Source organism: Streptomyces sp. NPDC088745, assembly GCF_044751045.1.
GTDB lineage: Bacteria > Actinomycetota > Actinomycetes > Streptomycetales > Streptomycetaceae > Streptomyces > Streptomyces cremeus.
This window is the reverse complement of sequence record NZ_JBIVLB010000009.1, coordinates 128,780-154,317: the sequence shown is the minus strand read 5'-3', so window position 1 is coordinate 154,317 and position 25,538 is coordinate 128,780. Positions and strand designations below refer to the sequence as shown.

The 25,538-nt window shown below is 73.8% G+C and carries 19 protein-coding genes; 17 read left to right on the top strand and 2 right to left on the bottom strand.

Going from position 1 to position 25,538, the window contains the following annotated elements; genetic code table 11:
• Nucleotides 1–64 precede the first annotated feature (64 nt).
• Nucleotides 65–973 carry a class I SAM-dependent methyltransferase gene (locus ACIP93_RS23980; RefSeq protein WP_401761551.1) on the top strand — a complete coding sequence of 303 codons (909 nt, stop codon included), beginning with the start codon at nt 65–67 and terminating at the stop codon, nt 971–973.
• Between the two features lie 107 nt (nt 974–1,080).
• On the top strand, nt 1,081–1,458 hold the full coding sequence (locus ACIP93_RS23975) for an FKBP-type peptidyl-prolyl cis-trans isomerase (protein WP_345226032.1): 378 nt from the start codon (nt 1,081–1,083) through the stop codon (nt 1,456–1,458).
• Nucleotides 1,459–1,489: 31 nt separating this feature from the next.
• On the opposite strand, the gene ACIP93_RS23970 is transcribed toward ACIP93_RS23975, so the two are convergent.
• Nucleotides 1,490–3,184 carry an alpha-amylase family protein gene (locus tag ACIP93_RS23970; protein WP_401761550.1) on the bottom strand — a complete coding sequence of 565 codons (1,695 nt, stop codon included), beginning with the start codon at nt 3,182–3,184 and terminating at the stop codon, nt 1,490–1,492.
• On the bottom strand, nt 3,181–4,179 hold the full coding sequence (locus ACIP93_RS23965; RefSeq protein ID WP_345226027.1) for a TIGR03885 family FMN-dependent LLM class oxidoreductase: 999 nt from the start codon (nt 4,177–4,179) through the stop codon (nt 3,181–3,183). The genes ACIP93_RS23970 and ACIP93_RS23965 overlap by 4 nt, the downstream gene beginning before the upstream one ends.
• A gap of 290 nt (nt 4,180–4,469) precedes the next feature.
• Here ACIP93_RS23965 and ACIP93_RS23960 point away from each other — a divergent pair, with 290 nt between their 5' ends.
• The 15 genes from ACIP93_RS23960 to ACIP93_RS23890 all read left to right on the top strand — a co-directional run bounded on the left by ACIP93_RS23960 (nt 4,470) and on the right by ACIP93_RS23890 (nt 25,538).
• Entirely contained in the window at nt 4,470–5,240 is a 771-nt protein-coding gene (locus ACIP93_RS23960) for a methyltransferase domain-containing protein (RefSeq protein ID WP_401761748.1), read from the top strand.
• Nucleotides 5,241–5,671: 431 nt separating this feature from the next.
• On the top strand, nt 5,672–7,156 hold the full coding sequence (locus ACIP93_RS23955) for a sugar transferase (protein WP_401761549.1): 1,485 nt from the start codon (nt 5,672–5,674) through the stop codon (nt 7,154–7,156).
• A 58-nt stretch (nt 7,157–7,214) separates the two neighbouring features.
• A complete protein-coding gene (locus ACIP93_RS23950) occupies nt 7,215–8,540 on the top strand; it encodes a nucleotide sugar dehydrogenase (RefSeq protein WP_345226023.1) in 1,326 nt (441 codons plus the stop codon).
• Entirely contained in the window at nt 8,530–9,798 is a 1,269-nt protein-coding gene (locus tag ACIP93_RS23945) for a glycosyltransferase family 4 protein (protein WP_401761547.1), read from the top strand. Before ACIP93_RS23950 ends, ACIP93_RS23945 begins: the two co-directional genes overlap by 11 nt.
• Nucleotides 9,795–11,171, top strand: a complete 1,377-nt coding sequence (locus ACIP93_RS23940; protein ID WP_401761545.1) for a Wzz/FepE/Etk N-terminal domain-containing protein — start codon at nt 9,795–9,797, stop codon at nt 11,169–11,171. The genes ACIP93_RS23945 and ACIP93_RS23940 overlap by 4 nt, the downstream gene beginning before the upstream one ends.
• Nucleotides 11,168–12,706 (top strand): Wzz/FepE/Etk N-terminal domain-containing protein, encoded by a 1,539-nt coding sequence (locus tag ACIP93_RS23935; protein WP_401761543.1) that lies wholly within the window; start codon nt 11,168–11,170, stop codon nt 12,704–12,706. The genes ACIP93_RS23940 and ACIP93_RS23935 overlap by 4 nt, the downstream gene beginning before the upstream one ends.
• A gap of 3 nt (nt 12,707–12,709) precedes the next feature.
• Nucleotides 12,710–14,647, top strand: a complete 1,938-nt coding sequence (asnB, locus tag ACIP93_RS23930; protein ID WP_401761541.1) for an asparagine synthase (glutamine-hydrolyzing) — start codon at nt 12,710–12,712, stop codon at nt 14,645–14,647.
• Nucleotides 14,648–14,656: 9 nt separating this feature from the next.
• Nucleotides 14,657–16,831 (top strand): bi-domain-containing oxidoreductase, encoded by a 2,175-nt coding sequence (locus tag ACIP93_RS23925; RefSeq protein ID WP_345226011.1) that lies wholly within the window; start codon nt 14,657–14,659, stop codon nt 16,829–16,831.
• A complete protein-coding gene (locus ACIP93_RS23920) occupies nt 16,828–18,768 on the top strand; it encodes an alginate lyase family protein (RefSeq protein ID WP_401761539.1) in 1,941 nt (646 codons plus the stop codon). Before ACIP93_RS23925 ends, ACIP93_RS23920 begins: the two co-directional genes overlap by 4 nt.
• A complete protein-coding gene (locus ACIP93_RS23915) occupies nt 18,765–20,291 on the top strand; it encodes a right-handed parallel beta-helix repeat-containing protein (protein WP_401761537.1) in 1,527 nt (508 codons plus the stop codon). The genes ACIP93_RS23920 and ACIP93_RS23915 overlap by 4 nt, the downstream gene beginning before the upstream one ends.
• On the top strand, nt 20,284–21,570 hold the full coding sequence (locus tag ACIP93_RS23910) for an O-antigen ligase family protein (RefSeq protein WP_380837520.1): 1,287 nt from the start codon (nt 20,284–20,286) through the stop codon (nt 21,568–21,570). Before ACIP93_RS23915 ends, ACIP93_RS23910 begins: the two co-directional genes overlap by 8 nt.
• A 2-nt stretch (nt 21,571–21,572) precedes the next feature.
• Entirely contained in the window at nt 21,573–22,853 is a 1,281-nt protein-coding gene (locus ACIP93_RS23905; protein ID WP_401761747.1) for a glycosyltransferase, read from the top strand.
• A complete protein-coding gene (locus ACIP93_RS23900) occupies nt 22,850–24,103 on the top strand; it encodes a class I SAM-dependent methyltransferase (protein WP_401761535.1) in 1,254 nt (417 codons plus the stop codon). The genes ACIP93_RS23905 and ACIP93_RS23900 overlap by 4 nt, the downstream gene beginning before the upstream one ends.
• Nucleotides 24,100–24,894, top strand: coding sequence for a glucose-1-phosphate cytidylyltransferase (locus ACIP93_RS23895; protein WP_345226003.1), 795 nt, complete (start codon nt 24,100–24,102; stop codon nt 24,892–24,894). Before ACIP93_RS23900 ends, ACIP93_RS23895 begins: the two co-directional genes overlap by 4 nt.
• Entirely contained in the window at nt 24,891–25,538 is a 648-nt protein-coding gene (locus tag ACIP93_RS23890; RefSeq protein ID WP_401761533.1) for a PIG-L deacetylase family protein, read from the top strand. The genes ACIP93_RS23895 and ACIP93_RS23890 overlap by 4 nt, the downstream gene beginning before the upstream one ends.

Genomic DNA, 25,538 nt, shown 5'->3' with positions numbered 1-25,538 from the left:
ACGCCACCGGCCCCGACGGCCCGCCACCGCCCGAGCCCGCCACCGCTTCGACGACGGAGGAAACGTGATCGGTCCAACCCCCTGCGACACCGGTACGGAAGGCGTGGAAGGAGGGGTGGGGGTGACCGCCCTTCTGGTGGCCGCGGCGCGGGCCATCGAGACCCACCGGCACGACTCCCTGGCCGCGGACGCCTACGCGGAGCACTTCGTCCGCGCCGCCCCGGCGTCCGCCGACTGGCCGGTGCGTCCGCCACAGGTCCCGGACGGGGACGCGGACCCGTTGTGGGGCCGGTTCGCCCGCTACTTCGGTCTGCGGACAAGGGTCCTCGACGACTTCCTCCTGCGCTCGGTGCACACCGGCGGCGCCCGACAAGTGGTGCTGCTCGGCGCGGGGCTGGACTCCCGGGCCTTCCGGCTCGACTGGCCCGCGGGCTGCGTGGTCTTCGAGGTCGACCGGGCAGGAGTGCTGTCGTTCAAGCGCCGGGTGCTGGACGGGCTCTCCGCCGTACCGACGACCACACGTGTGCCCGTCGCGGCCGATCTCCGGGAGGACTGGGCCGCGGCACTCACCGACGCCGGATTCGACCCGGCCGCACCGAGCGTCTGGCTGGCCGAGGGACTGCTCTTCTATCTGCCGCCCGCCGCGGAAACGTCCCTCATCGGCACGGTGGACCGGCTGACCACGGCAGGCAGCGCCCTGGCGTACGAGGTCAAACTCGACGAGGACCTGCTGGCACACCGCGACAGCCCGCTCTACACCGCCACGGCTGAGCAGATCGGCATCGACCTGCTCACCCTCTTCGACCTGGCGCCGCGGCCCGACTCCGTGGGCCACCTCACCGGCCGGGGCTGGTCCGCTTCGGTCCACGTCCCCTACGAGTTCACCCAGCGGCACGGCCGCGGCCCCCTGCCCGAACCGAACGACGCCCTGGGCGGCAACCGGTGGGTGTTCGCCCGCAAACGGCGGTCGTGACGATCTCGGGCGGCCCTCGGTGGCCGGGCGGGGCGGGGCTGTGCGGCTGCCGGGTTTGATGTACTGGGGGCGATCGGTGTTTTCGGCGAGGAGCGATTGAGGCTGTGATGAGTGGACCGACCAAGCCCGTGGTCGACGTGCCCGAGGGGGAGGCTCCCGAGGAGCTGACCGTGCGGGACCTCGTGGTCGGGGACGGGGCGGAGGCGAAGCCGGGCAGGGTCGTGCGGGTGCACTACGTCGGGGTCGCCTTCGCTTCGGGGAAGGAGTTCGACTCCTCCTGGGAGCGGGGTGAGCCGTTCAAGTTCGCCGTCGGGGGCGGCCGGGTCATCAAGGGGTGGGACCGGGGGCTGAGGGGAATGCGGGTCGGCGGGCGGCGTGAGATCGTCGTCCCGCCGAGGCTCGGTTACGGGAAGGAGTCCCCTTCGCCGTTGATCCCGCCGCATTCCACGCTCGTCTTCGTGGTGGACCTGGTCTCCGTCGTCTGATGCCTCCCGGCCCCCGTGCCGCCGCCCGGTGTCAGGTGCTCGTCGTCCGGTCCGGGTCGTCCCGTCGGGTCGACACGCGCAGCCAGCGGTAGCCGTACGGCTCCAGGCCGAGGTGCAGGCGGCCGTCGGACCGGGTGGTGAGGGTCGCCCCGGTGAGGACGTCGGTCAGTTCGGCGTCCGGGCCGAGGCCGGGGACCGTCAGGGACGCCGTGGCCCTGTCGCCGGAGAAGTTGTGGGCGGCGAGGACCGCCCCCTCGGGCAGCGAACTCAGGTGGGCCAGCACCGCCGGGTCCGCGCTGTCGAGCAGGTCGAACTCCCCCCAGGCCAGTTCCGGCGCCTGTCGGTAGCTCTCGATCAGCAGGCGCATGCGGGCGAGGAAGGAGCCGGGGTCGCGGGCCTGGTCGTGCACGTTGACCTGTTCCGGGCCGTACGCCCCGTCCGCGACCGGGTTGGGGAAGTCGGCGGGGTCGGCGGTGGAGAAGCCGCCGTTCTCGTCGGCGGTCCACTGCATGGGGGTACGGACCGCCTGGCGGCCCTCCGCGGCGAGGTTCTCGCCCATGCCGATCTCCTCTCCGTAGAAGAGGACGGGGGTGCCGGGCAGCGTGAACAGCAGGCTGTAGGCGAGTTCCAGGCGGCGCCGGTCGCCGTCGACCATGGGGGGCAGCCGTCGGCGCAGGCCGCGGTCGTAGAGCTGCATGTCCTTCTCGGGGCCGAACGCGGCGAAGACCTCGGCGCGTTCGGCGTCGGTCAGCTTGTCGAGGGTGAGCTCGTCGTGGTTGCGCACGAAGGTCGCCCAGTGGGCGTCCCGCGGCGCCGCCGGGCGCTCGCGCAGGCTGCGGGCGAGGGGGGTGGCCTCGCCGCGGGCCAGGGACAGGTACATCTGCTGCATGCCGATGAAGTCGAAGCACATGGTCAGCTCGTCGCCCCGGCCGGAGCTGGGCTCGCCGAAGAAGAGCGCCGTGTCGTCGTAGGGCAGGTTGACCTCGCCGAGCAGGACCGCGTCGCCGCTGCGCCGGCCGAGGAAGGCGCGCAGGTCGGCCAGGTACTCGTGCGGGTCGGGGAGCCGGTCCGCGTCCCGCTGGCCGTCGGTCTCCAGCAGGAAGGGCACCGCGTCCACCCGGAAGCCGGAGAGGCCGAGCTGGGTCCAGAAGCCCATGATGCGGGCTATCTCGTCGCGGACCCGGGGGTTGGCGATGTTCAGGTCGGGCTGCTGCTTGTAGAAGCGGTGCAGGTAGTACTGGCCGGTGGTCTCGTCGTACTCCCACAGGCTGTCCTCGGCGTCGGGGAAGACCACGCCCTCGGGGCCGTCCTGGGGCGGTTCGTCCGCCCAGACGTACCAGTCGCGGTGGGCGGAGTCCTTGGCGGAGCGGGCGTCCTGGAACCAGGGGTGGTGCTCCGAGGTGTGGTTGACCACCAGGTCGGCGATGACGCGGATGCCCCGGTCGCGTGCGGTGCGGACGAACTCGGTGAAGTCGCCGAGCGTGCCGAGGCGTTCGTCGACGCCGTAGAAGTCGGTGATGTCGTAGCCGTCGTCGCGCTCACGGGTCGGGTAGAAGGGCATCAGCCACACACAGGTGACGCCCAGCCGCACCAGGTGGTCGATGCGCTGGGTGAGTCCGGCGAAGTCGCCGGTGCCGTCGCCGTCGCTGTCCTGGTACGTCTCCACGTCCAGGCAGTACACGACGGCGTTCTTCCACCACAGGTCGGACGTCCGGGTGAGCCTCATCGGGAACCGCCTGCCGTGGAGGGGGGTGCGGGGGTGACGTCCAGTTGCGGGAGCACCTTGGCGCCGAAGGCGTCCAGGAAGGCGCTCTGTTCCCGGCCCACGTGGTGCACCATGACGGCGTCGAAGCCGAGTTCGGCGTACTCCCGGAGCCAGGCGGCGTGCTGGGCGAGGTCGTCGGAGACGTTGACGGAGCGGGCCACCTGTTCGGGGGTGACGTGCTCGCTGACCGCGTCGAAGACCTCGGCGGAGTCGATGTCCCAACTGGCGGGCGGACCGTGGACGTTGGTGCGCCACTGGTCGTGGGCGAGGGCGAGCGCGGTCTCCCGGTCGGGGGCCCAGCTGACGTGGACCTGGAGGTGGAGGGGGCCCCTGCCGCCCGCCGAGCGGTACGCGTCGACGATGCGGCGCAGTCGTTCGGCGGGGGCGTTGACGGTGATGAGTCCGTCCGCCCAGTCCGCGCACCAGCGCGCCGTCCGCTCGCTGCACGCGGCGCCGATCAGCGGGGGCACCGTGTCGGGGCGGGTCCACAGCCTGGCCCGGTCCACGGTCACCAGGCCGTCGTGGCTCACCTCCTCGCCGTGCAGCAGGGCGCGGATGATGTCGACGCACTCCCGCAGGCGGGCGTTGCGCACGTCCTTGCGCGGCCACCCCGCGCCGGTGATGTGCTCGTTGGAGGCCTCGCCGCTGCCGAGCGCGGCCCAGAAGCGGCCCGGGTACATGGCGGCCAGGCTGCCGATCGCCTGCGCGACGATCGCCGGGTGGTAGCGCTGGCCGGGGGCGTTGACCACCCCGAACGGGATGGACCCGGTGGCCTGGAGCGCGGCCCCCAGCCACGACCACGCGAATCCCGACTCGCCCTGGCGGGTGCTCCAGGGCGAGAAGTGGTCCGAGCACATCGCGGCCGTGAAGCCGACCTGCTCGGCCTGGACGGCCGCCGCCAACAGGGCGGCGGGAGGGACCTGTTCGTGCGAGGCGTGAAAGCCGTAGACGGTCATGCAGCTCCGCCTACCCCTCTCCGGGGGGATCATCGGCGGCATTCCGGACCGCTGTCCGGGGCCGGGGGCTCGCGCCGGGCGTGGCCGCGCGCCCGGCCGCTCCCGATGGTGTGCGCGACGGCATCGGCGGGGCCGGTTCCCGGCCGTGTGCCGCCGTGTGCTGCCATGTGCCGCTGTATGCCGCTGTGTGCCGCCGTGCGCCCGGCGTGAAATGCGGCGTCCCGCTGCGCCCGTGCGCCCGCGAACCTAAGCTGACGCGGACCGTGCCGACGACCATGGGGGCGAGCTCGATGAGGCCGAGGGACAGGGGAATCTCAGCGGTGAAGACGGGGGTCAAGAGGCTCCTGGGACGTACCGGGTTCGACATCGTGCGCAGTACCAACAACCGTCAGGGAGTGGACGACTTCCTGCCGTTCGAGGCGACGATGCGGGCCGCCCGGGTGGCGGGGCTGTCGGTCGGCGACCACATCGACCAGGTCATGAACGGCACGCCCGGGGCCACCCGCTCCACCGTCGACAGGCTGGGCGAGCTGGGCGTGTTCGCCGCCGGTCCGCGGACGGTGCTGGAGATCGGCCCCGGGTCGGGGCGGTACCTGGAGAGGACCCTCAAGGAGTGCTCGCCGGAGCGGTACGAGATCTACGAGACGGCGGCACCCTGGGCGGCGTACCTGGTGGAGACGTTCGGGGTGGTGGCCCGACCGGCCGACGGCGCGGGTCTCGCTCCGACGCCCGACGCGAGCGTGGACCTCGTGCAGGCGCACAAGGTCTTCAACACGGTGACCTTCCTCGTCGCGGCCCGCTACTTCTTCGAGATGGCCCGGGTGGTCCGGCCCGGCGGGCGGATCGTCTTCGACGTCATGACGGAGAACTGCCTGGACCCGGCGGCGATGCGCGCCTGGGCCACCCGGGGCGGGCCGGGGCACGACTCGTACCCGGCGGCGATGCCCCGCCGGGCCTGCGTGGACCTCTTCGCGTCCCTCGGCTGCACCCTGGAGGCCGGGTTCCTGGCGCCCCTGGGCGTGGCCTCCACGGAGGTCCTCGTCTTCCGCAAGGAGACCTGAACGGACTCCCCGGGAAGACCGCCGGAGAGCCGTCCCGGCGGCCGCCCGCAAAGGGCGGTCACGAATTTCACACATCCTCTCTCCATCCCGACCCCGATGGTCTAGATTGACCGTGCTTCGACTGTTCGAGCACCGAGCAACCGTTAATGATCAATAGGTCCGGTCCTGCACACGGCCGGCCCGCCCGCGACCGGCAGGGCATCTGAGTCCCCTGCCGCCGGGGTGAGTTGTTCCAGCACCGCCGAAATGGTTCAGCACGTCACGCGCGCCGGGCAGCCGCCCTGCGCGTGCAGAACGATGAGGAACAGCGCGGCGCGGGAGGCCGGGGGGCGTCCCGCACGGAAGGAACAGCGCGGGGACCGGGGGGTCTCCCGGGGGGAGGAAGCGGTGTTGGGTGAACGCGTCGAATCACTGGCGGCCTGGGGGGTCCGGTGCAGCGAGGGGACTTAGTCCGCCCGTTTCCGCCGGCGCAGCGGCGTCCGGGAAACGGGTCGATCAGCAGGCCGACGGCCGACTGGGAGCAGCGGTACCGACGTACCGTGATCGTCGGCGACACCGTGGCCACCGCCGTCGTGGTCTTCACGATCGGCAACTTCTTCGGCGTACGGGACGCGGCCGACTGGCACGAGAAGTGGAACATCCTCGCCGTCGGCACCGAACTGCTCGTGGTGGGCTCGCTCGCCGCCAGCCGGTCGTGGGCCCCCGGTGTGCTCGGCCAGGGGGCGGAGGAGTTCCGCCGGCTCAGCCGCTCGCTGTTCATGGCGACCGTGATCCTGGCCCTCGGCGGAATCGCGACGACCTCGCGCAACGTCAAACTCTGGATCTTCGTCGCGATGCCGATGATCGTCGTCGTCACGATGGTCGCCCGCTATCTGCTGCGGCTGTGGCTGCACCGGCAGCGCAAGGAGGGCCGCTGTCTGCGGCCGGTGCTCGCCGCGGGAAGCCCGGAGACGGTGCGTGACCTGATCGCCCGGACCCGCAGGTTCCCGCACCTGGGCTGGCGGGTGGACGGGGTGTGCACCGGGGACGGCCTCGGGTTCGGCGGGGACGGGCTGGACGTGGACGGGGTGGCGGTGGTGGGCCGGCTCGCGGACGTCGCGGACCACGTGCGCCGCGACGGCTACCGGGTGGTCGCGGTCACCCCGGACCCGCACTGGTCGCCGCACCGCCTCCAGCGCCTGGCCTGGAACCTCGAAGGCAGCGAGGCCGAGATGGTCGTGGCGCCGGTGCTGATGGAGGTGGCGGGACCGCGCCTGCACGTGGACGCGGTGCTGGGCATTCCGCTGCTGCGGGTCAGCATGCCGGTGTTCACCGGCGGCCACCGGGTCGTCAAGGCGGTCGTGGACCGGCTGGGGGCGGCGTTCCTGCTGCTGCTGTTCGCTCCCCTGATGGTGCTGGTCGCCCTGCTCGTCCTCGTGGACAGCCGGGGCGGGGCGGTCTACCGCCAGCGCAGGGTCGGCAAGGACGGCCGCGAGTTCACCATCGTCAAGTTCCGCACCATGGTCGCCGGGGCGCACGGGGACCGCGCGGGGCTGGCCGCCCTGAACGAGGGCGCGGGCCTGCTGTTCAAGGTGCGCCGGGACCCGCGGGTGACCCGGGTGGGGTCGGTGCTGCGCCGGTATTCCATCGACGAACTCCCGCAGCTCTTCAACGTGCTGGCCGGGTCGATGTCGCTGGTCGGCCCGCGGCCGCCGCTGCCGGAGGAGTCGGCGGCGTACGGGCCGGACATCCGGCGGCGGCTGTTGGTGAAGCCCGGGCTGACCGGCCTGTGGCAGATCAGCGGACGCAGCGACCTCCCGTGGGAGGAGGCGGTGCGCCTGGACCTGCGGTACGTGGAGGACTGGTCGCTCGCCCTGGACGCGGTGATCCTGTGGAAGACGCTGCGAGCGGTGCTGCACGGACACGGGGCCTACTGATGGCCCGCCACGCACGTACCGCAGGCCGCGGCGGCCTGCCCGGGGGGAGGAACGGGGCATGAGGATCAGCGTTTTCGGACTCGGTTACGTGGGCTGCGTGTCGGCGGCGTGCCTGGCCGGCACGGGGCACGAGGTCGTCGGGGTGGACGTCAACCGGGTCAAGGTCGGCCTGGTCAACGACGGCCTGGCCCCGGTGGTCGAGGAACGGATCGGCGAGCTGACGGCCGACGTGGTGGCGTCGGGGGCGTTGCGGGCCACCGTCGACGTCCGCGAGGCGGTGCTCGGCAGCGAGGTGTCGCTCGTCTGCGTGGGTACGCCGTCGGAGTCCAACGGGAGCCTGTGCACGACCTATCTGGAGCGGGTCGCCGAGCAGATCGGCGCGGTGCTCGCCGACCGGGACCCGGCGGGCCCCCGGCACACCGTCGTCTTCCGCTCCACCATGCTCCCCGGCACCTGTCTGAACCTGCTGGTGCCGATCCTGGAGAAGGCCGCCGGGGGCACGGCGGGCGTGGACTTCGGGGTCGCGGTCAACCCGGAGTTCCTGCGCGAGGGCACCAGCGTGCGGGACTTCTTCGACCCGCCCAAGACCGTGATCGGCCAGCTCGACGAGGCCAGCGGCGACACGGTGGCCGCGCTGTACGCGAACCTGCCCGGCGAGGTGTTCCGGGTGCCGGTGGCGACGGCCGAGGCGATCAAGTACGCGGACAACGCCTTCCACGGCCTCAAGATCGGTTTCGCGAACGAGCTGGGCGCGGTCTGCCAGGCGCTGGGCGTGGACTCGCACCAGGTGATGGACGTCTTCCTGGCCGACCGCAAGCTCAACATCAGTCCCGCCTACCTGCGGCCCGGGTTCGCCTTCGGGGGTTCCTGCCTGCCCAAGGACCTGCGCAGCCTGGTGTACGCGGCGCAGCGGGCCGACGTGTCGGTGCCGATCCTCTCCCATGTGCTGCCGTCGAACGCCGACCACTTGCAGCGTGCGGTGGACCTGGTGGGGCGCACCGGGAAGCGGCGGGTGGGCCTGTTCGGCCTGTCCTTCAAGCCCGGCACCGACGACCTGCGCGAGAGCCCGCTGGTGGAGCTGGCGGAGCGGCTCTTCGGCAAGGGGTACGACCTGCTGATCTACGACGCGAACGTGAGCCTGTCGCGGCTGCTGGGCGCGAACCGCGAGTACATCGAGAACCGGCTGCCGCACCTGGCGCAGCTCCTCGCGGAGTCCGTGGCGGAGGTGCTCGACTTCGCCGAGGTGTGCCTGGTCGGCACCAGGGACCCGGCCGTCCTGGCGGCGCTGCCGCACGGCGACGGTCCGGTGATCGTCGACCTCGTCCGTCTTCCCGACGCCGAGACGCGTCGTACCGAACCGGGGTATCTGGGCCTTGCGTGGTGACGAGAACAGCGGAGGCCGGGCGGCGCGCCGGGCGCTGGTCCTGGTGGAGAACCTGTCGGTGCCGTTCGACCGGCGGGTGTGGCAGGAGTGCACGACGCTGCGCGACGCGGGCTGGGAGGTGCACGTCGTCTGCCCGCGGGGCGAGAAGCGGGACACCGAGGCGGAGGCGCTGGTCGACGGAGTGCGCGTCCACCGCTACCCGTTGCGGGCGGCCACCGGCGGCCCCGCCGGGTACGTGCGCGAGTACGCCGCCGCGCTGTGGCACACGGCGCGGCTGGCCCGCCGGGTCGGGCCGGTGCACGTGGTGCACGCGTGCAATCCGCCGGACCTGTTGTTCCTCGTGGCGCTGCGGCTCAAGCGGCTGGGGGCGCGGTTCGTCTTCGACCAGCACGACCTGGTGCCGGAGCTGTACCTGTCGCGGTTCGGCCGGGGCGAGGACCTGCTGTACCGGGCGGTGTGCGCGCTGGAGCGCTGGACGTACCGCAGCGCGGACATCGTGCTGGCCACGAACGAGAGCTACCGGGAGACGGCGATCGGGCGGGGCGGCAAGCGGCCCGGGGACGTGTTCGTGGTGCGCAGCGCGCCGCAGTCCGACCGCTTCCGACCGGTGCCGCCGGAAGCGGAGTTGAAGCGCGGCAAGCCGCATCTGCTGTGCTACCTGGGCGTCATGGGCCCCCAGGACGGCGTCGACTACGCGCTGCGGGCGCTGGCGGAGCTGCGCGACGGGCTGGGGCGGGCCGACTGGCACGCGGTGTTCGTCGGCTCCGGGGACGCCTTCGACGCGATGGTGGCTCTGTCCCGGGAGCTGGGTCTGGCGGAGCAGGTGGAGTTCACCGGGCGCGTCCCGGACGCCGATCTCGTGCGGTACCTGTCCACCGCCGATGTGTGCCTCTCCCCCGACCCGCGCAATCCGCTCAACGACGTGTCGACCATGAACAAGGTCCTGGAGTACATGGCGATGGGACGGGCGATCGTCTCGTTCGACCTGGTGGAGGCGCGCGTCTCGGCCGGTGCGGCGGCCGTGTACGCGCCCGCCAACGACGAGGCCGCGTTCGCCCGGCTGATCGGGGAGCTGCTGGACGATCCGGCCCGGCGGGAGCTCATGGGCAAGGCCGGTCAGGAGCGGATCGGCGGCGCGCTGTCCTGGCGCCACTCGCAGGCGCAGCTCCTGGCGGCCTACGACGCCGCGTGCCGTGGTCGCGTCGCACGTCCGGCGCGGGGGCCGGCGAGCCGGGTGCGAAGGAGGCCGCGCCCTTGAGCGACGACACGATCCGCCTCGCCACGATCGGCCGGATGCTGCGCCGCCGGTGGCGGATTCTCGCGGTGCTGACCCTGGTGGGGGCGCTCGCCGGGTACGGCGTCTCGGTGGTGTTCCCGCCCCGGTACACCGCGTCGGCCTCGGTGCTGCTGCCGGGGCAGTGGGAGCAGCGCGAACTGCTGACGCAGGTGGACATCGCGACGAGTTCGGTGGTGGCCGACCGCACGGCCGCGGCGCTCGGCTGGAGCGGTGTGGACGGCGAGGAGCTGCGGGAGCGGGTGGCGGCGTCGGCCGCGGAGGGGAACATCATCAAGCTCTCCGGCACGGCCGACACCCCGTCGCGCGCCCAGCGGCTCTCCGACGTCCTGGCCCGGCAGTTCGTCCTGTTCGCCACCCGCATCTCGGGCGGCAGCACCGACTCCGACGCGGAGGCCGAGGCGCTGCGGCAGCAGGTGGTGCAGGCCAACCGCCGCATCACCGAGCTGGCCGGCGCGGCCGATCCGGGGCGGTCGGTGGAGAGCGTGCAGGCCCGCACCTCGCTGGAGCGGCTGCGCACCGCGCTGGAGAAGGCGATGGAGAAGCTCGCCGAGGCCGACCCGGCGAACGACAGGGCCGCCATGGTCGTCATGGGTCCGGCGGCCCGGCCTGCGGGGCAGACGCCGCCGACCCGGGTGCAGCTCGTCGCGGCCGGGGCCGGGCTGTTCCTCCTGCTGGCCGTGGTGGGGCACCTCGCCGCCGCCCGGGCGGACCGCCGCCCGCGCACCGGCCCGGAGATCGCCGCGGCGCTGGGCTCGGCGCTGCTGGGCGCCGTCGACGTACCGGAGGAACCGCGTGCGCGGCGGCCGGGGGGCGGGGGCCCGCTGGGCGGGGCGCGCCGGCTGCTCGGCGTGGACACCCGGTGGGACGTGCCGCCGCCGCACCGGTCCGGCGACGACGCCGACCGGAGCATCCGCCACCGGCGGGTGTGCGCCCGGCTGCGGGAGCGGCTGCCGGTGCCGGGCGGGGTGCTGGTCGTGGTCCCGCAGGACGATCCGGTGGCGGGCCGGGCCGCCGGGCAGCTCGTCGAGGAGGCCGCGCACGCCTGGCAGGCGCCGCGGCCGGCCCTGCGGGTGGTGGAGGTCGCCGTGGTCCGCCCCACCGTGCCCGACCGCGAGGCCGAGGCCGGCGCCCTGGTCGTGCTGAGCGCGGGCACCCGGACCGCCGATGAGCTCGCCGGGATCGCGGAGGCCTGCGCGGACAGCGGCCACGACCTCGTCGGCGTCGTCGTCGCCGGTACGGTCGGCTCCCGCCCGGCGCGGGCCGCCCCCGCTCCCCCGGACGGCGCTCCCGCCGAACTCGCGGTGAGCGGCCGCGCGACGGGAGCCTCGACGTGACGGCGCACCCGGCGCCGCAGCGGACGGCCCCGGCTCCGCTCATCGACCTCCAGGCCCTGGTGGCCGCGGTGCGCAGGCGCCGCCGCCTGTGGTCCTCGCTGGCTCTGCTCGGGCTGCTGGGCGGGACGGCGCTCGCGGTGCTGCTGCCGCCCGCGCCGACCGCGGTGACCAAGGTCCTGGTCACGCACCGGGAGGACCAGCCCAATGACACCGGGACGCTGATCCGTACCGACGTGGCGCTCCTGGGCACCACCCGCGTCGCCGGCGCGGCCCTGCGCTCGCTGGGCTCCGCCGAACGGCCGGAGGACTTCCTGGAGGACTGCACGGCGGTCGGCCTCACCAACAACCTGTTGCAGATCGAGGTGACGGGCGACAGCGACGCCCAGGCGGTCGCCCGGGCCGGCGCCCTGGCCCGGGCGTTCGTCGCCGACCACGTGCGGCGGATGCGGGAGACCGCGAAGGCCGAGGCCGGAGCCCTGCTGGAGCAGCGCGACCGGATGCGCGTCGAGTTGGCCCGGGTCAACGAGTCGATCGGGCAGCAGCCCCCGACGACCGACCCGAAGGGCGCGGCCGGTGTGGAGACCCTGTACGCCCGCCGGGCCGAACTCAACTCCCGCATCGCCGACTTCGACCAGCGGGCCGCCGAGGCGGGCACCGGGACGCCCCGGCTGGTGTCCGGCACGCAGATCGTGGACGCCCCGCGCGCGCTCAGGCACTCCCTGCCCAAGGGGCTGGCCACCAGGGGCGGCCTCGGTCTGGTCCTCGGGCTCGTCATGGGTGTCGCGCTGGCCGCGGTCGGCGCGGTGGTCGGGGACCGCCCGGTGCTGCGCCGGGACATCGCCGCGCACCTCGGCGCTTCGGTGGTCGCGGAACTGCCCGGACGGCCGGGACGGCTGTGGCGGCGGCGCGCGACCCGGGCCGCCCGGGCCCGGCTGGTGTCGTCGCTGGCCCGTACGGTGCGGGGTTCGGTGGAGCCGCTGTCGCTCCTGGAACTGGGCTGCGCCCGCACCACGGGTGCGATCGCCCTGGACCTCGCGCGGACGCTGGGGCGGGAGGGGCCCGTGGCCGTCGTCGACGGCCTGCCGGGCGAGCGGCCGGCCGGGCTCCGCCGGAAGCCCGGGGACCCGGACGTGGTCGGCGGCGAGCGGGCCGGGGCCGTGCTGCCGCAGGAGCGCCGGATCGGCGTCGGTTCGGTGGCGCCCGGCACCGCGTGGACCGACCTGCGGTACCTCGGCGCCCGCACCGTGCTGGTGGTGCGCGCCGGGCACGGCAGCACCGCCTGGCTGCACACCGTGGCGCGGCAGCTCGCCGACCAGCGCCTTCCGGTGCTCGGGGTGGTGCTGGTCGACCCCGATCCGCGCGACCGTACCGACGGCACGCTGTGGGACCCGGTGCCCACCGCGCCGTGCGGCCCCGCCGACCGGGCCGACGGCCACGAGGAGCAGGGCAGGCCGAACGGGGTGCCGCAGCCGCGCACGGAGCGCTTGCCGCTGCGGGCCGCACGGGTTCCGGACGACGACAGGGAGGTGCGGTAGATCATGTGTGGCATCGCAGGGGCGTACCGGTGGCCGGACGGGAAGGCCGTCACGGACCGGCTCACCGACGTCCTGGCCCACCGCGGCCCGGACGGGGCGGGCCGTTACGACCGTCCGGCGGGCGACGGGTCGGTGCACCTGGGGCACCGCAGGCTCGCCGTCGTCGACCTGTCGGAGACCGGCGCGCAGCCGATGGTCCGGGACGGGCTCGCCCTCACCTACAACGGCGAGCTGTACAACGCGCCCGAGCTGCGCGCCGAGCTGGCGGCCCGCGGGGTCCGCTTCCGGGGCACGTCGGACACCGAGGTGCTCCTGCAGGCGTGGCGGCGCTGGGGCACGGACTGCCTGCCGAGGCTGCGCGGCATGTTCGCCTTCGGGATCTTCGACGAACGCACGGGCGACCTGGTGCTCGCCCGCGACCAGATGGGCGTCAAGCCCTTGTTCCTGGTCCGGCGCGGCGAGGGCCTGGTGTTCGCCTCGGAGCTGAAGGCGCTGGCCGCCGTGACGGGCGGGGCGCCGGCGGTGGACCACGCGGCGCTGGTGGCCTCGCTCCTCTACTACTGGGTGCCCGAATCCCGCTGCGCGCTGCGCGGTGCGGAGAAGCTGCCGCCGGGGAGCTGGCTGCGGGTGCGGGCCGACGGGCAGGTGCGGCGCGGCCGGTACTGGAACCTCAAGGACGTCGCCGCCGAGGGCCAGGCGCGGGCGCGCTCCGGTGAACTGCCGGACCTGGCGGCCGTGGTGGCGGAGTCGACCCGGCGGCACCTGCTGTCCGACGTGCCGGTGGCGACCTTCCTGTCCGGCGGTCTCGACTCCAGCTATCTGACCGCGCTGGCCGCCCGCGACCGGTCGGGGATCTCCGCGTACACGATCGGCTTCCGGGCGGCGGACGCCGCGTTCGAGGCGATGCCGGACGACCTGCGGTACGCCCGGCAGGTGGCGCGGCGGTTCGGGGTGGACCTGCACGAGATCGAGATCGCCCCGGACGTGCTCGACCTGCTGCCGCGGATGGCGTACAGCCTGGACGAGCCGATCGGCGACCCGGCCGCGATCAACACGTATCTGATCTGCCGGGCGGCCCGGGCGGCCGGGGTGAAGGTGATGCTGTCGGGGATGGGCGCGGACGAGCTGTTCGCCGGGTACCGCAAGCACCTGGCCAACCTGGTCGCCGTGCGCTACCAGCGGGTTCCGCGCCCGCTGCGGCGCGGGATTAGCGGCGCCGTGGACAAGCTGCCGGTCGCCACGGCGCGGCGCGGGTACCGGTCGGTGCGGTTCGCCAAGCGGTTCCTGTCGTTCGCGGAGCTGCCGGAGGAGGAGGCGTTCCGGCGCAGTTACACGATGTACGACCGGGCGGAGCTGCTGGCGCTGATCAGCCCGGACCTCGCGGGCACGGTCGACGACGTGCTGGGCGAGCACGCGGACGTGTACGCGGACAACGACCTCGACGACTTCGTGAACCGGATGTGCCTGGGCGACGCCCGGATGTTCCTGCCGGGTCTCAACCTCGCGTACACGGACCGCTCCAGCATGGCCGCCTCGACGGAGGTGCGGGTGCCGTACGTGGACGTCGAGGTGGTGAGGGCCGCGTTCGCCTTTCCGGGCGGCCGGAAGATCGCCGGGCGGCAGGGCAAGGCGGTCCTGAAGGAGGCGGCCGTCCCGGTCCTGCCGAAGGAGATCGTGTACCGGCCCAAGGGCCTGTTCAGCGCTCCGCTGCGGGCCTGGATGAGCCGGGATCTGGCGCCGCTGGTGCGCGAGGTGGTCAACGACGGGGTGCTGGTGCGCTCCGGGTTCCTGCGGCGGGACGCGCTGGCGCGGATGGTCGCCGAGGACGCGGCCGGGCGGCGGGACTTCTCCAAACACCTGTGGCACGTGCTGACCCTGGAGCACTGGTACCGCGACGCGACCTCGGGCCGGAGCGCCCGGACGACGGCTGAGGACATCTGAGGAGTTCGGGTGAAGCAGGTTGTGCAGAACTACCGGAGCGGCGAGCTGGCACTGCTCGACGTGCCGGAGCCGGGGTGCAAACCGGGCGGGGTGCTGGTGCGCACCCTGTACTCGCTGATCTCCACCGGCACGGAGCTGATGAAGGTGTCCGAGGCGGGCATGTCGATGCTCGGCAAGGCCCGCTCCCGCCCGGACCAGGTGGCCAAGGTCATGCAGAGCGTGACCACCCAGGGGGTGCCCGCGACGTACCGCAAGGTGATGGGCAGGCTCGACTCGTACACACCGCTGGGCTACTCGCTGTGCGGGGTGGTCGAGCGGGTCGGCGCCGGTGTCGACGACGTGAAGGCCGGCGACGTGGTGGCGTGCGCGGGCAACGAGCACGCGCTGCACGCCGAACTGAACTGGGTGCCCCGCAACCTCTGCGCCCCGGTGCCGGACGGGCTCGCTCCCCGGCAGGCCGCGTTCGGCACGGTCGGGTCGATCGCGTTGCAGGGGGTGCGCCAGGGGGAGCCGCAGCTCGGCGAGGTGGCCCTCGTCATCGGACTGGGGCTGATCGGGCAGTTGGTGGCGCAGTTGCTGACCGCCTCGGGGGTGCGGGTGGTGGGCGTCGACCCGGACCGGGGGCGCTGCGAACTGGCCGAGCGCCTGGGCGCGGTGGCCTGCGGCGATCCCACGTCGGCGGCCGTGGAGGGCGCGGTGGCCCGGCTCACCGACGGGCACGGCGTGGACCAGGTGTACCTGGCGGCCGGCGGCGGCAGCAACCAGCCGGTGGAGCTGGCCGCGCGCCTCAGCCGGGACCGGGGCCGGGTCGTCGACATCGGCAAGTGCCGCCTGGACCTGCCGTGGAACGCGTACTACGAGAAGGAGCTCGACGTCCGCTTCTCGCGTTCGTACGGTCCCGGGCGCTACGACCCGTCGTACGAGCTGGAGGGCCGTGACTACCCGATCGGCTACGTGCGCTGGACGGAGCGCCGCAACCTGGCGTGCTTCCTGGACCTGATGGCCCGGGGGCGGGTGAACGTGGAGCCGCTGATCTCGCACGTCGCCGGCTTCGCGGACGCGGTGGAGACGTATCGGCGCCTGGCGGAGGGCGAGTTGCGGGCCGTGGCGGTGCTGTTCCGGTATCCGCGGGGCGCGGGGACGGCGGAGGCGCCTTCGGTGACCGTGCCGGAGGTACGGCGTGCCGCGCCCGCCGGGACGCGGTCCGCCCGGACGCCGGTGCGGCTGGCCTTCGTCGGTGCGGGGAACTACGCGACGTCGATGCTGCTGCCGCACCTGGCGGGGCGCGAGGGCGTCGAGCTGTCGGCGGTCGTCACCACGACGTCGCTGTCCGGCGCCAACGCGCGGCGCACCTTCGGCTTCGGCCGCGCGACCACCGACCTGGACGCCGTGCTCGGCGACGACGCCATCGACGCGGTGTTCGTGGTCACCCGGCACAGCTCGCACGCCGCGCTGACCCGCAGGGCGCTCCTCAGCGGCAAGGCGGTGTTCGTGGAGAAGCCGCTCGCGCTCACCGAGGACGAACTCGCGGACGTCCTGGCCGCGGTGGAGGAGTCCGGCAACGACCGGCTCCAGGTGGGCTTCAACCGCCGGTTCGCGCCGCTGCTCCAGGAGGCGAAGCGGCGGTTCGGGGAGCGGACGGGCCCGGCGAGCCTGCGCTACCTGATCAACGCGGGCCCGCTCCAGCGGGGCAGTTGGTATGCGCGTCAGGACACCGAGGGTTCCCGGTTCGCCGGTGAGGGCGGCCACTTCATCGACACGGCGAGCTGGCTGCTGGGGGCCGATCCGGTGTCGGTGTACGCCGTCGCCCCGCCCGGCGGCGAGGACCTCCAGGTCGTCCTGCGCTACCCGGACGCCTCCACCGCCGCCCTCAGCTACGTCACCACCGGCGCGGCGGGCTTCCCCAAGGAGACCCTGGACCTGGTCGCGGACGGCAGGGTGCTGCGGCTGGACGACTTCGTACGGGCGTCGGTGCACGGGGAGAAGCGGTGGGTCAGCTCCCGGCTGCCCAGGGCCCGGGACAAGGGGCAGCACGCCGAACTGGCCGCGTTCGTGCGGGCGGTGCGCTCCGGGGGCCCGATGCCGGTGCCGCTGGAGTCGCTGGCCGCCACCACCGCGGCCACGCTCGCGGTGGGGACCGGGCTGCGCAGCGGGGCCCCGGTGACGCTGGCGAGGACGCGATGACCCCGAGCCCCGGCTGGTACCTGCGGCGGCTCTCCCGGATGGGGCCCCGCGAGATGGGCGGCCGGGCCCTGGACACCGTGCGCAGGCGGCGGTGGCGGTCGGACCGGCCGCACTGCCCGCCCGTGGCCGGCGCCCGTTTCACCGCCGTGCTGCCCGCCGGGGCGCTGAAGGCGGTGCCGCAGGAGGCGGCGGCGCGCCTGGTCGCGGAGGCGGACCGGCTGATGGCCGGGCGCGTCACGTACTTCGGGGTGGAGCGCGGCGACCTCGTGGACCCCGACTGGTGGTACGACCCGAGGACGGGCCGCCACGCCCCGTGGGGGTACGCCTTCGGGCTGCCCTACCGGGACGAGGAGCTGTCCGGGGACATCAAGCAGATCTGGGAGCTGTCGCGGCACCAGTACCTGACCGTGCTGGCCGCCGCCTACGCGGTGACCGGCGAGGACCGGTACGCGGAGCGGGTGGCGGCGCACCTGACGTCGTGGTGGGCGGCGAACGCGCCGCTGCGCGGGGTGCACTGGATCAGCGGCATCGAGCTGGGCGTCCGGCTGCTGTCCTGGGTGTGGGTGCGGCGGCTGCTCGACGGATGGCGGGGCGCGGCCGCCCTGTTCGAGGGCAATCCGGTGGCGCGCGACCAGATCTGGCACCACCAGCGCTGGCTGGCCGCCTTCCCCAGCCGGGGCTCCTCCGCGAACAACCACGTGATCGCGGAGGCGGCCGGGCAGTTCGCCGCGGCCTGCGCGTTCGACTGGTTCGCCGCGTCGGAGCGGTGGCGGGCGGACGCGCTGCGGTCGCTGGAGCGGCACCTGCGCGCCAACACCTTCCCCTCGGGGCTCAACCGGGAGCTGGCCACCGAGTACCACGGTCTCGTCCTGGAACTCGGTCTGGCCGCGCTGGCCGAGGCGGACGCCGCCGGCGTGCCGGTCCCGGCGACGGTGCGGCTGGTACTGCTACGGATGACCGACGCGCTCGCGGCCGTCGTGGACGACCGGCTGCGGCCGCCGCGCCAGGGGGACGCCGACGACGGGCACGGACTGGTCGTGGACGGTCCGGGCACCGACCGGTGGGCGTCGCTGCTGAGCACCGGGGACGCCGTGTTCGGCCGCCCGGCCTGGTGGCCGCCCGTCGCGGCCGCCGACGTGCGCACCCCGCTGCTGGCCGCGCTGGTCCGCCCGTACGGGAAGGGCGTGACACGTCCGGCGGCGCGTCCCCACCACTTCGCCGACGCCGGACTGACCCTGCTGCGCGGGCCGGGGAAGATCTGGGTGCGCTGCGACGGGGGGCCGCACGGGTTCCTGTCCATCGCCGCCCACGCGCACGCGGACGCGCTGTCGGTGGAGGTGCGGCAGGACGGGGTCGACGTGCTGGCCGACCCGGGGACGTACTGCTACCACGGGCAGCCCCGGTGGCGGGCGTACTTCCGCTCGACGCTCGGCCACAACACCCTGGAGCTGGACGGCGTCGACCAGTCCGCCTCCGGCGGTCCTTTCCTGTGGACCCGGCAGGCGCGCACCCGGGTGCGGGAGGCGACCGCGTCCCGCTGGTCCGCCGAGCACGACGGGTACGGGCGGTCCGTGCACCGGCGCGACGTCGAACTGGCCGCGCAGGCCCGGGAGCTGCGGATCGTGGACGAGGTGCGCGGGCCGCGCCGGGCGGTGCGTCTCGCGTTCCATCTCGGGCCGGAGGTCACCGCCGAGCTGGAGGCGGGGCGGGCCCGGCTCGGCTGGACGCGGGACGGCGAGGAGCGGTCCGCGGTGCTCGACCTGCCCGGACGGCTCGAGTGGCGGGCGCACCGCGGCGAGAGCCGGCCTCCGCTCGGCTGGTACTCCCCCGGTTTCGGGCGCAAGGAACCCGCCACCACGCTGGTCGGCACCGGGTTCACCGAGGACGGGCAGCGGTTCGTCACCGTGCTCGGGTTCGGCGACCGGGGGGACGCGTGAGGACGCCGGGGCGGCTGCGGACCTCATCGGCGGCGCTGCTGGTGCTCGCGGTGGCCGGCTGCACGGGGACGCCGGACGACGGGCGGCCGCCGGCGGCCGCGTCCGCGCCGACCGGTGCGCCCGCCGCCGTGGCCCGGATCTGCGCCGGGCCCGCCCCCGGGCCCGCGCAGGCCCCGCCCGGTGCGGTGACCGTCGACCCCTCGGTGGTCGGCGACCTGGCCGCCAAGACCGCGAGCAGCCCCGAGAACACCACGTTCTGGCTGCGTCCGGGCACGCACCGGCTCGTGCCGAAGCAGTACGCCCAGGTGCTGCCGAAGAAGGGGAACACCTACCTCGGCGCTCCGGGCGCGGTGCTCGACGGCGCCAAGGTGAACCAGTACGCGTTCGGCGGGCCCGCCCCCGACGTCACCCTGCGCCACCTGACCGTGCAGGGGTTCGTCCCGCCGCAGGACGAGGGCGTGGTCAACACCAGCTCCGCCGACGGCTGGGTGATCGAGCACAGCACCCTCCAGCGGAACTCCGGCGCCGCCATGATGGTCGGCGCCCGCCAGCGGATCCGCGCCAACTGCCTGCGGAACAACGGCCAGTACGGCGTGAACGGCTACAAGGACGGCGACACGGTCCGGGGCCTGGTGGTGGAGGGGAACGAGATCACCGGCAACAACACCGACGACTGGGAGCGCAGGCGCCCCGGCTGCGGCTGCACGGCCGGCATCAAGTTCTGGGCCGTCAACGGGGCCGACGTCCGCGGCAACTGGGTGCACCACAACCGGGGCGCGGGCCTGTGGGCCGACAACAACAACAACGACTTCCTCTTCGAGAACAACCTCATCGAGGCCAACGACGGCACCGGTCTGATGTACGAGACCAGCTACAACACGATCATCCGCAACAACACCTTCCGGCGGAACAACGTGGTCGAGGGCCGCAGGCTGGCCGACCGGGGCGACCCGTTCCCGTACGCGACGATCTACGTCTCCGAGGCGGGCGGCGAGCCGCGCGTGAAGGCCCGCACCGACAGGATCGAGATCTACCGGAACCTGCTGGAGAACAACTGGAACGGGATCACCCTGTGGGAGAACGCCAACCGGTTCTGCAACAGCCCCGCCAACACCTCGACCGGATACTGCACGCTGCTGGTGAAGGACACCGGGAGCTGTGCGCGGCCCGCGATCGCCGACCGGCCGCTCTACGACGACTGCCGGTGGAAGACGCAGCGGGTGGACGTGCACCACAACCGCTTCGTGCTGGACGGCGCGGCCCTGGGGTGCACGACGGAGTGCGCCCGGACGGCGGTGCTGTCGAACTACGGCACCTATCCCGACTGGTCGCCGTACAAGGCCAAGGCGGTCTCCGAGGCGCTGATCCACCGGCAGCACAACCGCTGGCACGACAACGAGTACCGCGGCCCGTGGAGCTTCGTCGCCGACGACCCGGCGGTCCGCGTCGACGCCGCGCAGTGGCAGGACGCGCCGTACCGGCAGGACGCCGGCAGCACCTTCACGCCGCGGGCGGGTGGTTGAGGTGGCCGCCGACCCGCTGCGCGACGGGGCCGGCCCAAAGCCGCGTCCCGCCGGGCCGCCGGGGGCCGCCCGGGCGGCCTGGGCGCTGCTGGGGCTCAATGTGCTCGGCAGCGCCGGGGCGCAGACCGTCTTCCCGATCCCGCGCTCCCTCATCCAGATGGTCACCATGGGGGCGCTGGCCGCCGCGTTCGCGCTGGCGCTCGCGGTCAACCCGCGGGCGAGCGTCCGGCCGAGCGCCTTCCTGTTCCTGCTGACGCTGCTGCTGGTGCCGAGCGTGCTCTCCAGCGCGACCCTGGAGTCCGGGTTCGGCGCGCTGTTCCGGTGCGGCCGGCTGACGCTGTTCGTGGCCACGCTGTGGCTGCTGAGCCGCTGGTGGGACGGCGGTACGGCGTTCGTGCGGACCCACGTCCGGATGTACTTCGCGGTGCTGGTGTCGGTGGTGGCGGGGCTGATCGTCTCACCGGGCGCCGCCCTGCCCGAGCTGTACGGGGGGCGGCTGGTCGGCGCGCTGTGGCCGCTGACGCCGCCGCAGATCGGGCAGTACGCGGCGGTGGTCGTCGGGCTGTCCGTGCTGCTGGCGCTGGACCGCCGGACCTCGTGGGGCGGCGCGCTGGCGGTGGTCGTGCCGTCGCTGGTGCTGCTCGTGCTGACCCACACCAGGACGGCGACGATCGGCATGCTGGCCGGGCTGGTGCTGGCGATCGGCTCGCTGGTGCTGACCAGTTCGGCGGCCCGCCGGTTCTTCGCCTGGACGGTGGTGTGCGCCGTGGTCGCCGCGGTCGGGTTCGCGTCCGCGCTCCAGGCGTGGTTCCTGCGCGGGCAGTCGCAGGAGTACTTCACCAGCCTCACCGGCCGCGCCACGGTGTGGGACGCGCTGCTGGACGCCCCCCGGACGCTCACCGAGCGGCTGTTCGGCACGGGCCTGAGCGACAAGTCCTTCGGCGGGCTGCCGATCGACAACAGCTGGCTGGCGGTCTACGACGAGCAGGGCCTGACCGGCACGGCGATCGTCGCCGCGATGTACCTGGTCCTGGGCGGTGTCGCGCTGCTGCGGCCGCCGTCGCCGCAGCGGGCCTGCGCGCTCTTCCTGATCAGTTACGTCGGGATCTCGTCGTACACCGAGGCCGGTCTGGGCGACGCGTCGGCGTACCTGCTGCACCTGGCCCTGGCCGCTTCGCTGCTCGCGGCGCCCGCCGGGGACGTCCCGGGGACCGCCCGCCCCGGGATGCCCGCCCCTCCCCCACGACCTGTTCCGCGCCGGGCCCGGAGGCTGACATGAGCATGCGTGTGCTGGTGGTGCACAACCGTTACTCCTCGGCGCAGCCGAGCGGTGAGAACAGGGTCGTGGACCAGGAGGTGGAGCTGCTGCGCGCGGCCGGCCACCGGGTCGGCGTGTTCCAGCGACGCAGCGACGACATCGCCGCCCGCTCCCTGCTCGGCAAGGCCGCCGTGCCGCTGCTGGTGCCGTGGAACCCGGCGGTGCGCGCCGAGCTGGCCGCCCGGCTGCGCGCCGAGCGGCCGGACGTGGTGCACGTCCACAACGTGTTCCCGCTGCTGTCGCCCGCCGTGCTGGCGGCCTGCGCCGACGCCGGGGTGCCGGCCGTGGCCACCCTGCACAACTACAACCAGATCTGCCCGCCGGGCACGCTGCGCCGCGGCGGCCGGCCGTGCACCGCGTGTGTCACGGCCCGCTCGCCGCTGCCCGCCGTGCGGCACGGCTGCTACCGCGACTCGCGGCTGGCGACGGTGCCGCTCGCGGTGGGCATGGCGGTCAACCGGCGGCGGTGGTGGACGGGCGTCGAGCGGTTCTTCTGCATCTCGCGGGCCCAGCTCGACCTGCTGGCCCGGGCGGGCCTGCCGCCCGGGCTGCTGGCGCTCAAGCCCAACTTCGTGCCCGACCCGGGGGTGTACCGCCGGGGCGCGGGCGAGCAGTTGCTCTTCCTGGGCCGGCTGTCGGAGGCCAAGGGCGTCCGGCTGCTGATGGCCGCGTGGGACGGGCTCGCCGCGGACGGCGGCCCGGGCGTGCCGCTGGTGATCGCCGGCGCCGGCCCGCTGGAGCGGGAGGTGGCCGCCTGGGCGGCGGGCCGCGCCGACGTGCGGTACGTGGGCCTGTACGACCCGGCGCAGTGCCGCCGGGCCGTCGCGCGGTCGGTGGCGGTGGTGGCGCCCTCGATGGCGCTGGAGACGTTCGGCCTGGTGGCCGCCGAGGCGATGGCGGCCGGGGTGCCGGTGGTGGCCGCCGGGCACGGCGGTTTCACCGAGCTGGTCGAGGACGGGGTGGGCGGGCTGCTGCACCGGCCGGGCGACGCGGCCTCGCTCGCGGCCTGCCTGCGCCTGGTCGCGTCGGACCCGGCGGCCAACGCGGAGATGGGCCGGGCGGCCCGGCTCCGCTACGAGCAGGGGTTCAGCCCGTCCGTCGGGCTGGACCGTCTGGTGGAGGGGTACCGCTCCGCGATCGCGGGGCGGGCGTCCGGTGGCGCGAACGGCGCGTCACCGGTGGGGACAGCGGGCTCGCGGCGGATTCGGGACGCGGGCGGGGATGGGGATGGGGACAGCAGATGACACGATGCCGACTGTGCGGCGCGGCGGCGCCGGTGAGCGTCGTCGACCTGGGGGCGACCCCGCCGTGCGAGAGCTTCCTCGCGGCGGAGCAGCTCGACGTACCGGAGACGACGTACCCGCTGCACCTGCGGGTCTGCACGGAGTGCTGGCTGGTGCAGCTTCCGCCGCTGATCACACCGGAGGAGACGTTCAGCGAGTACGCGTACTTCTCCTCCTTCTCCAGCTCCTGGGTGGAGCACGCGCGCACCTTCGTCGCCGGGGTCGTGGAGCGGGTGGGGCTCGGCCCGGACTCCTTCGTCGTCGAGGTGGCCAGCAACGACGGGTACCTGCTGCAGCACGTGGTGGAGCGGGGGATCCGCTGTCTGGGCGTCGAGCCGTCGGTGAACGTGGGGGCCGCGGCGCGGGAGGCGGGGGTGCCCACGCTGACGGAGTTCCTGTCGCCCGCCACCGGTGCGGCGGTGCGCGCCGAGCACGGTCCGGCGGACCTGGTGGTGGCGAACAACGTGTACGCGCACATCCCCGACGTGACCGGCTTCACCCGGGGGCTGCGCGCCCTGGTGGCCGACGACGGCTGGGTCTGCGTCGAGGTGCAGCACCTGCTGACGCTGATCGAGGAGAACCAGTACGACACGATCTACCACGAGCACTTCCAGTACTACACGGTCGCCTCCGCGAGCCGGGCGCTGGCCAGCGGCGGGCTCGCCCTGGTGGACGTGGAACTGCTGCCCACGCACGGCGGTTCGATCCGGCTGTGGGCGAGGCCGGCGGAAACGGCCGGTGCGCCGTCCCGGCGCGTCGCCGACGTGCTGGACAGGGAGAAGGCGGCCGGGCTCCAGGAGCTGTCGGGGTACGCCGAGTTCTCCGCCCGGGTGGCGAAGGTGCGCCGGGACCTGCTGCGGTTCCTGATCGAGGCGGCCGAGCAGGGGAAGACGGTCGTCGGCTACGGGGCGCCCGGCAAGGGCAACACGCTGCTCAACCACTGCGGCGTCCGACCCGACCTGCTGGCGTACACGGTCGACCGGAACCCGTACAAGCACGGCAGGTTCACCCCCGGCAGCCGCATCCCGGTCCTGGCGCCCGAGCGGATCGCCGAGGACCGGCCGGACTACGTGCTGGTACTGCCGTGGAACCTGCGGGAGGAGCTGACCGAGCAGTTGTCGTACGTGCACGACTGGGGCGGCCGTCTGGTCTTTCCCATACCGGAACTGAGCGTCGTGGAGGTCCTGCCGGTGAAGGAGAGCGCGGTATGAAGGTGGTCCTGTTCTGCGGCGGGTACGGGATGCGGATGCGCAACGGCGCGGCCGACGACGTGCCGAAGCCGATGGCCATGGTCGGGCCGCGTCCGCTCATCTGGCACGTGATGCGCTACTACGCGCACTTCGGGCACCGGGAGTTCATCCTGTGCCTGGGGTACGGGGCGCACCACATCAAGGACTTCTTCCTGCACTACGAGGAGACGACGTCCAACGACTTCGTGCTGCGCGGCGGCCGGACGGAGCTGCTGTCCACCGACATCGCGGACTGGACGATCACGTTCGCGCAGACCGGCATCGAGTCGCCGATCGGGGAACGGCTGCGCCGGGTGCGCCACCACCTGGACGGCGACGAGATGTTCCTCGCCAACTACGCGGACGTGCTCACCGACGCCCCGCTGCCGGAGATGATCGAGAAGTTCTCCCGGCGGGACGCCGGGGCGTCGATGATGGTGGTGCCGCCGCAGTCCTCCTTCCACTGCGTGGAGTTGGGGGAGAACGGCCTGGTGGGCGGCATCACGGCGGTGAGCGAGCTGCCGCTGTGGGAGAACGGCGGCTACTTCGTGCTCCGCCAGGAGGTCTTCGACCACCTCCCCGAGGGCGGCGACCTGGTCGCGGACGGCTGCGGCCGGCTCGCCAAGCGGGGGCGGCTGGTGGCGCACCGGCACCGCGGCTTCTGGAAGCCGACCGACACGGTGAAGGAGCGGGCCGCGCTCGACGACGCGTACGCCCGGGGCGAGCGCCCGTGGGCCGTGTGGGAGCGCGACGCCGTGCGGGCGGACGCGTGATCGGGCTCGGCGCGGGCGCCCTGGAGCGGGTCGTCGCGGTGGGCGCGCACTGCGACGACATCGCCATCGGCGCGGGCGGCACCCTGCTGACCCTGTGCCGGGCACGCCCGGGCATCCGGATCGACGCGCTGGTGCTCACCGGCGGCGGCACCGGGCGCGAGCAGGAGGAGCGGGCCGCGCTCACCGCCTTCTGTCCCGATGCGGACCTGCGGCTGACCGTGCTGAAGCTGGCGGACGGGCGGTTTCCCGCGCAGTGGGAGGAGGCCAAGGCCGCCGTGGAGGAGCTGCGCGGGCGCAGCGACCCCGAGCTGGTGCTCGCGCCGCGCACCGACGACGCCCACCAGGACCACCGGGGGCTGGCCCGGCTCGTGCCCACCGCGTTCCGCGACCACCTCGTGCTCGGCTACGAGATCGTCAAGTGGGACGGCGACCTCGGGCGGATGCAGGCCTACCAGCCGCTCACGCCCGAAGGGGCCGAGCACAAGGTGCGGCTGCTGCGGGAGCACTACCCCTCGCAGCGGCACCGCCCCTGGTACGACCGCGAGGCCTTCCTCGGTCTCGCCCGCATCCGGGGCGTCGAATGCCACGCCCGGTACGCCGAGGCGTTCGCCGTCACCAAACTCACGCTCCATCTGGGGGACTGA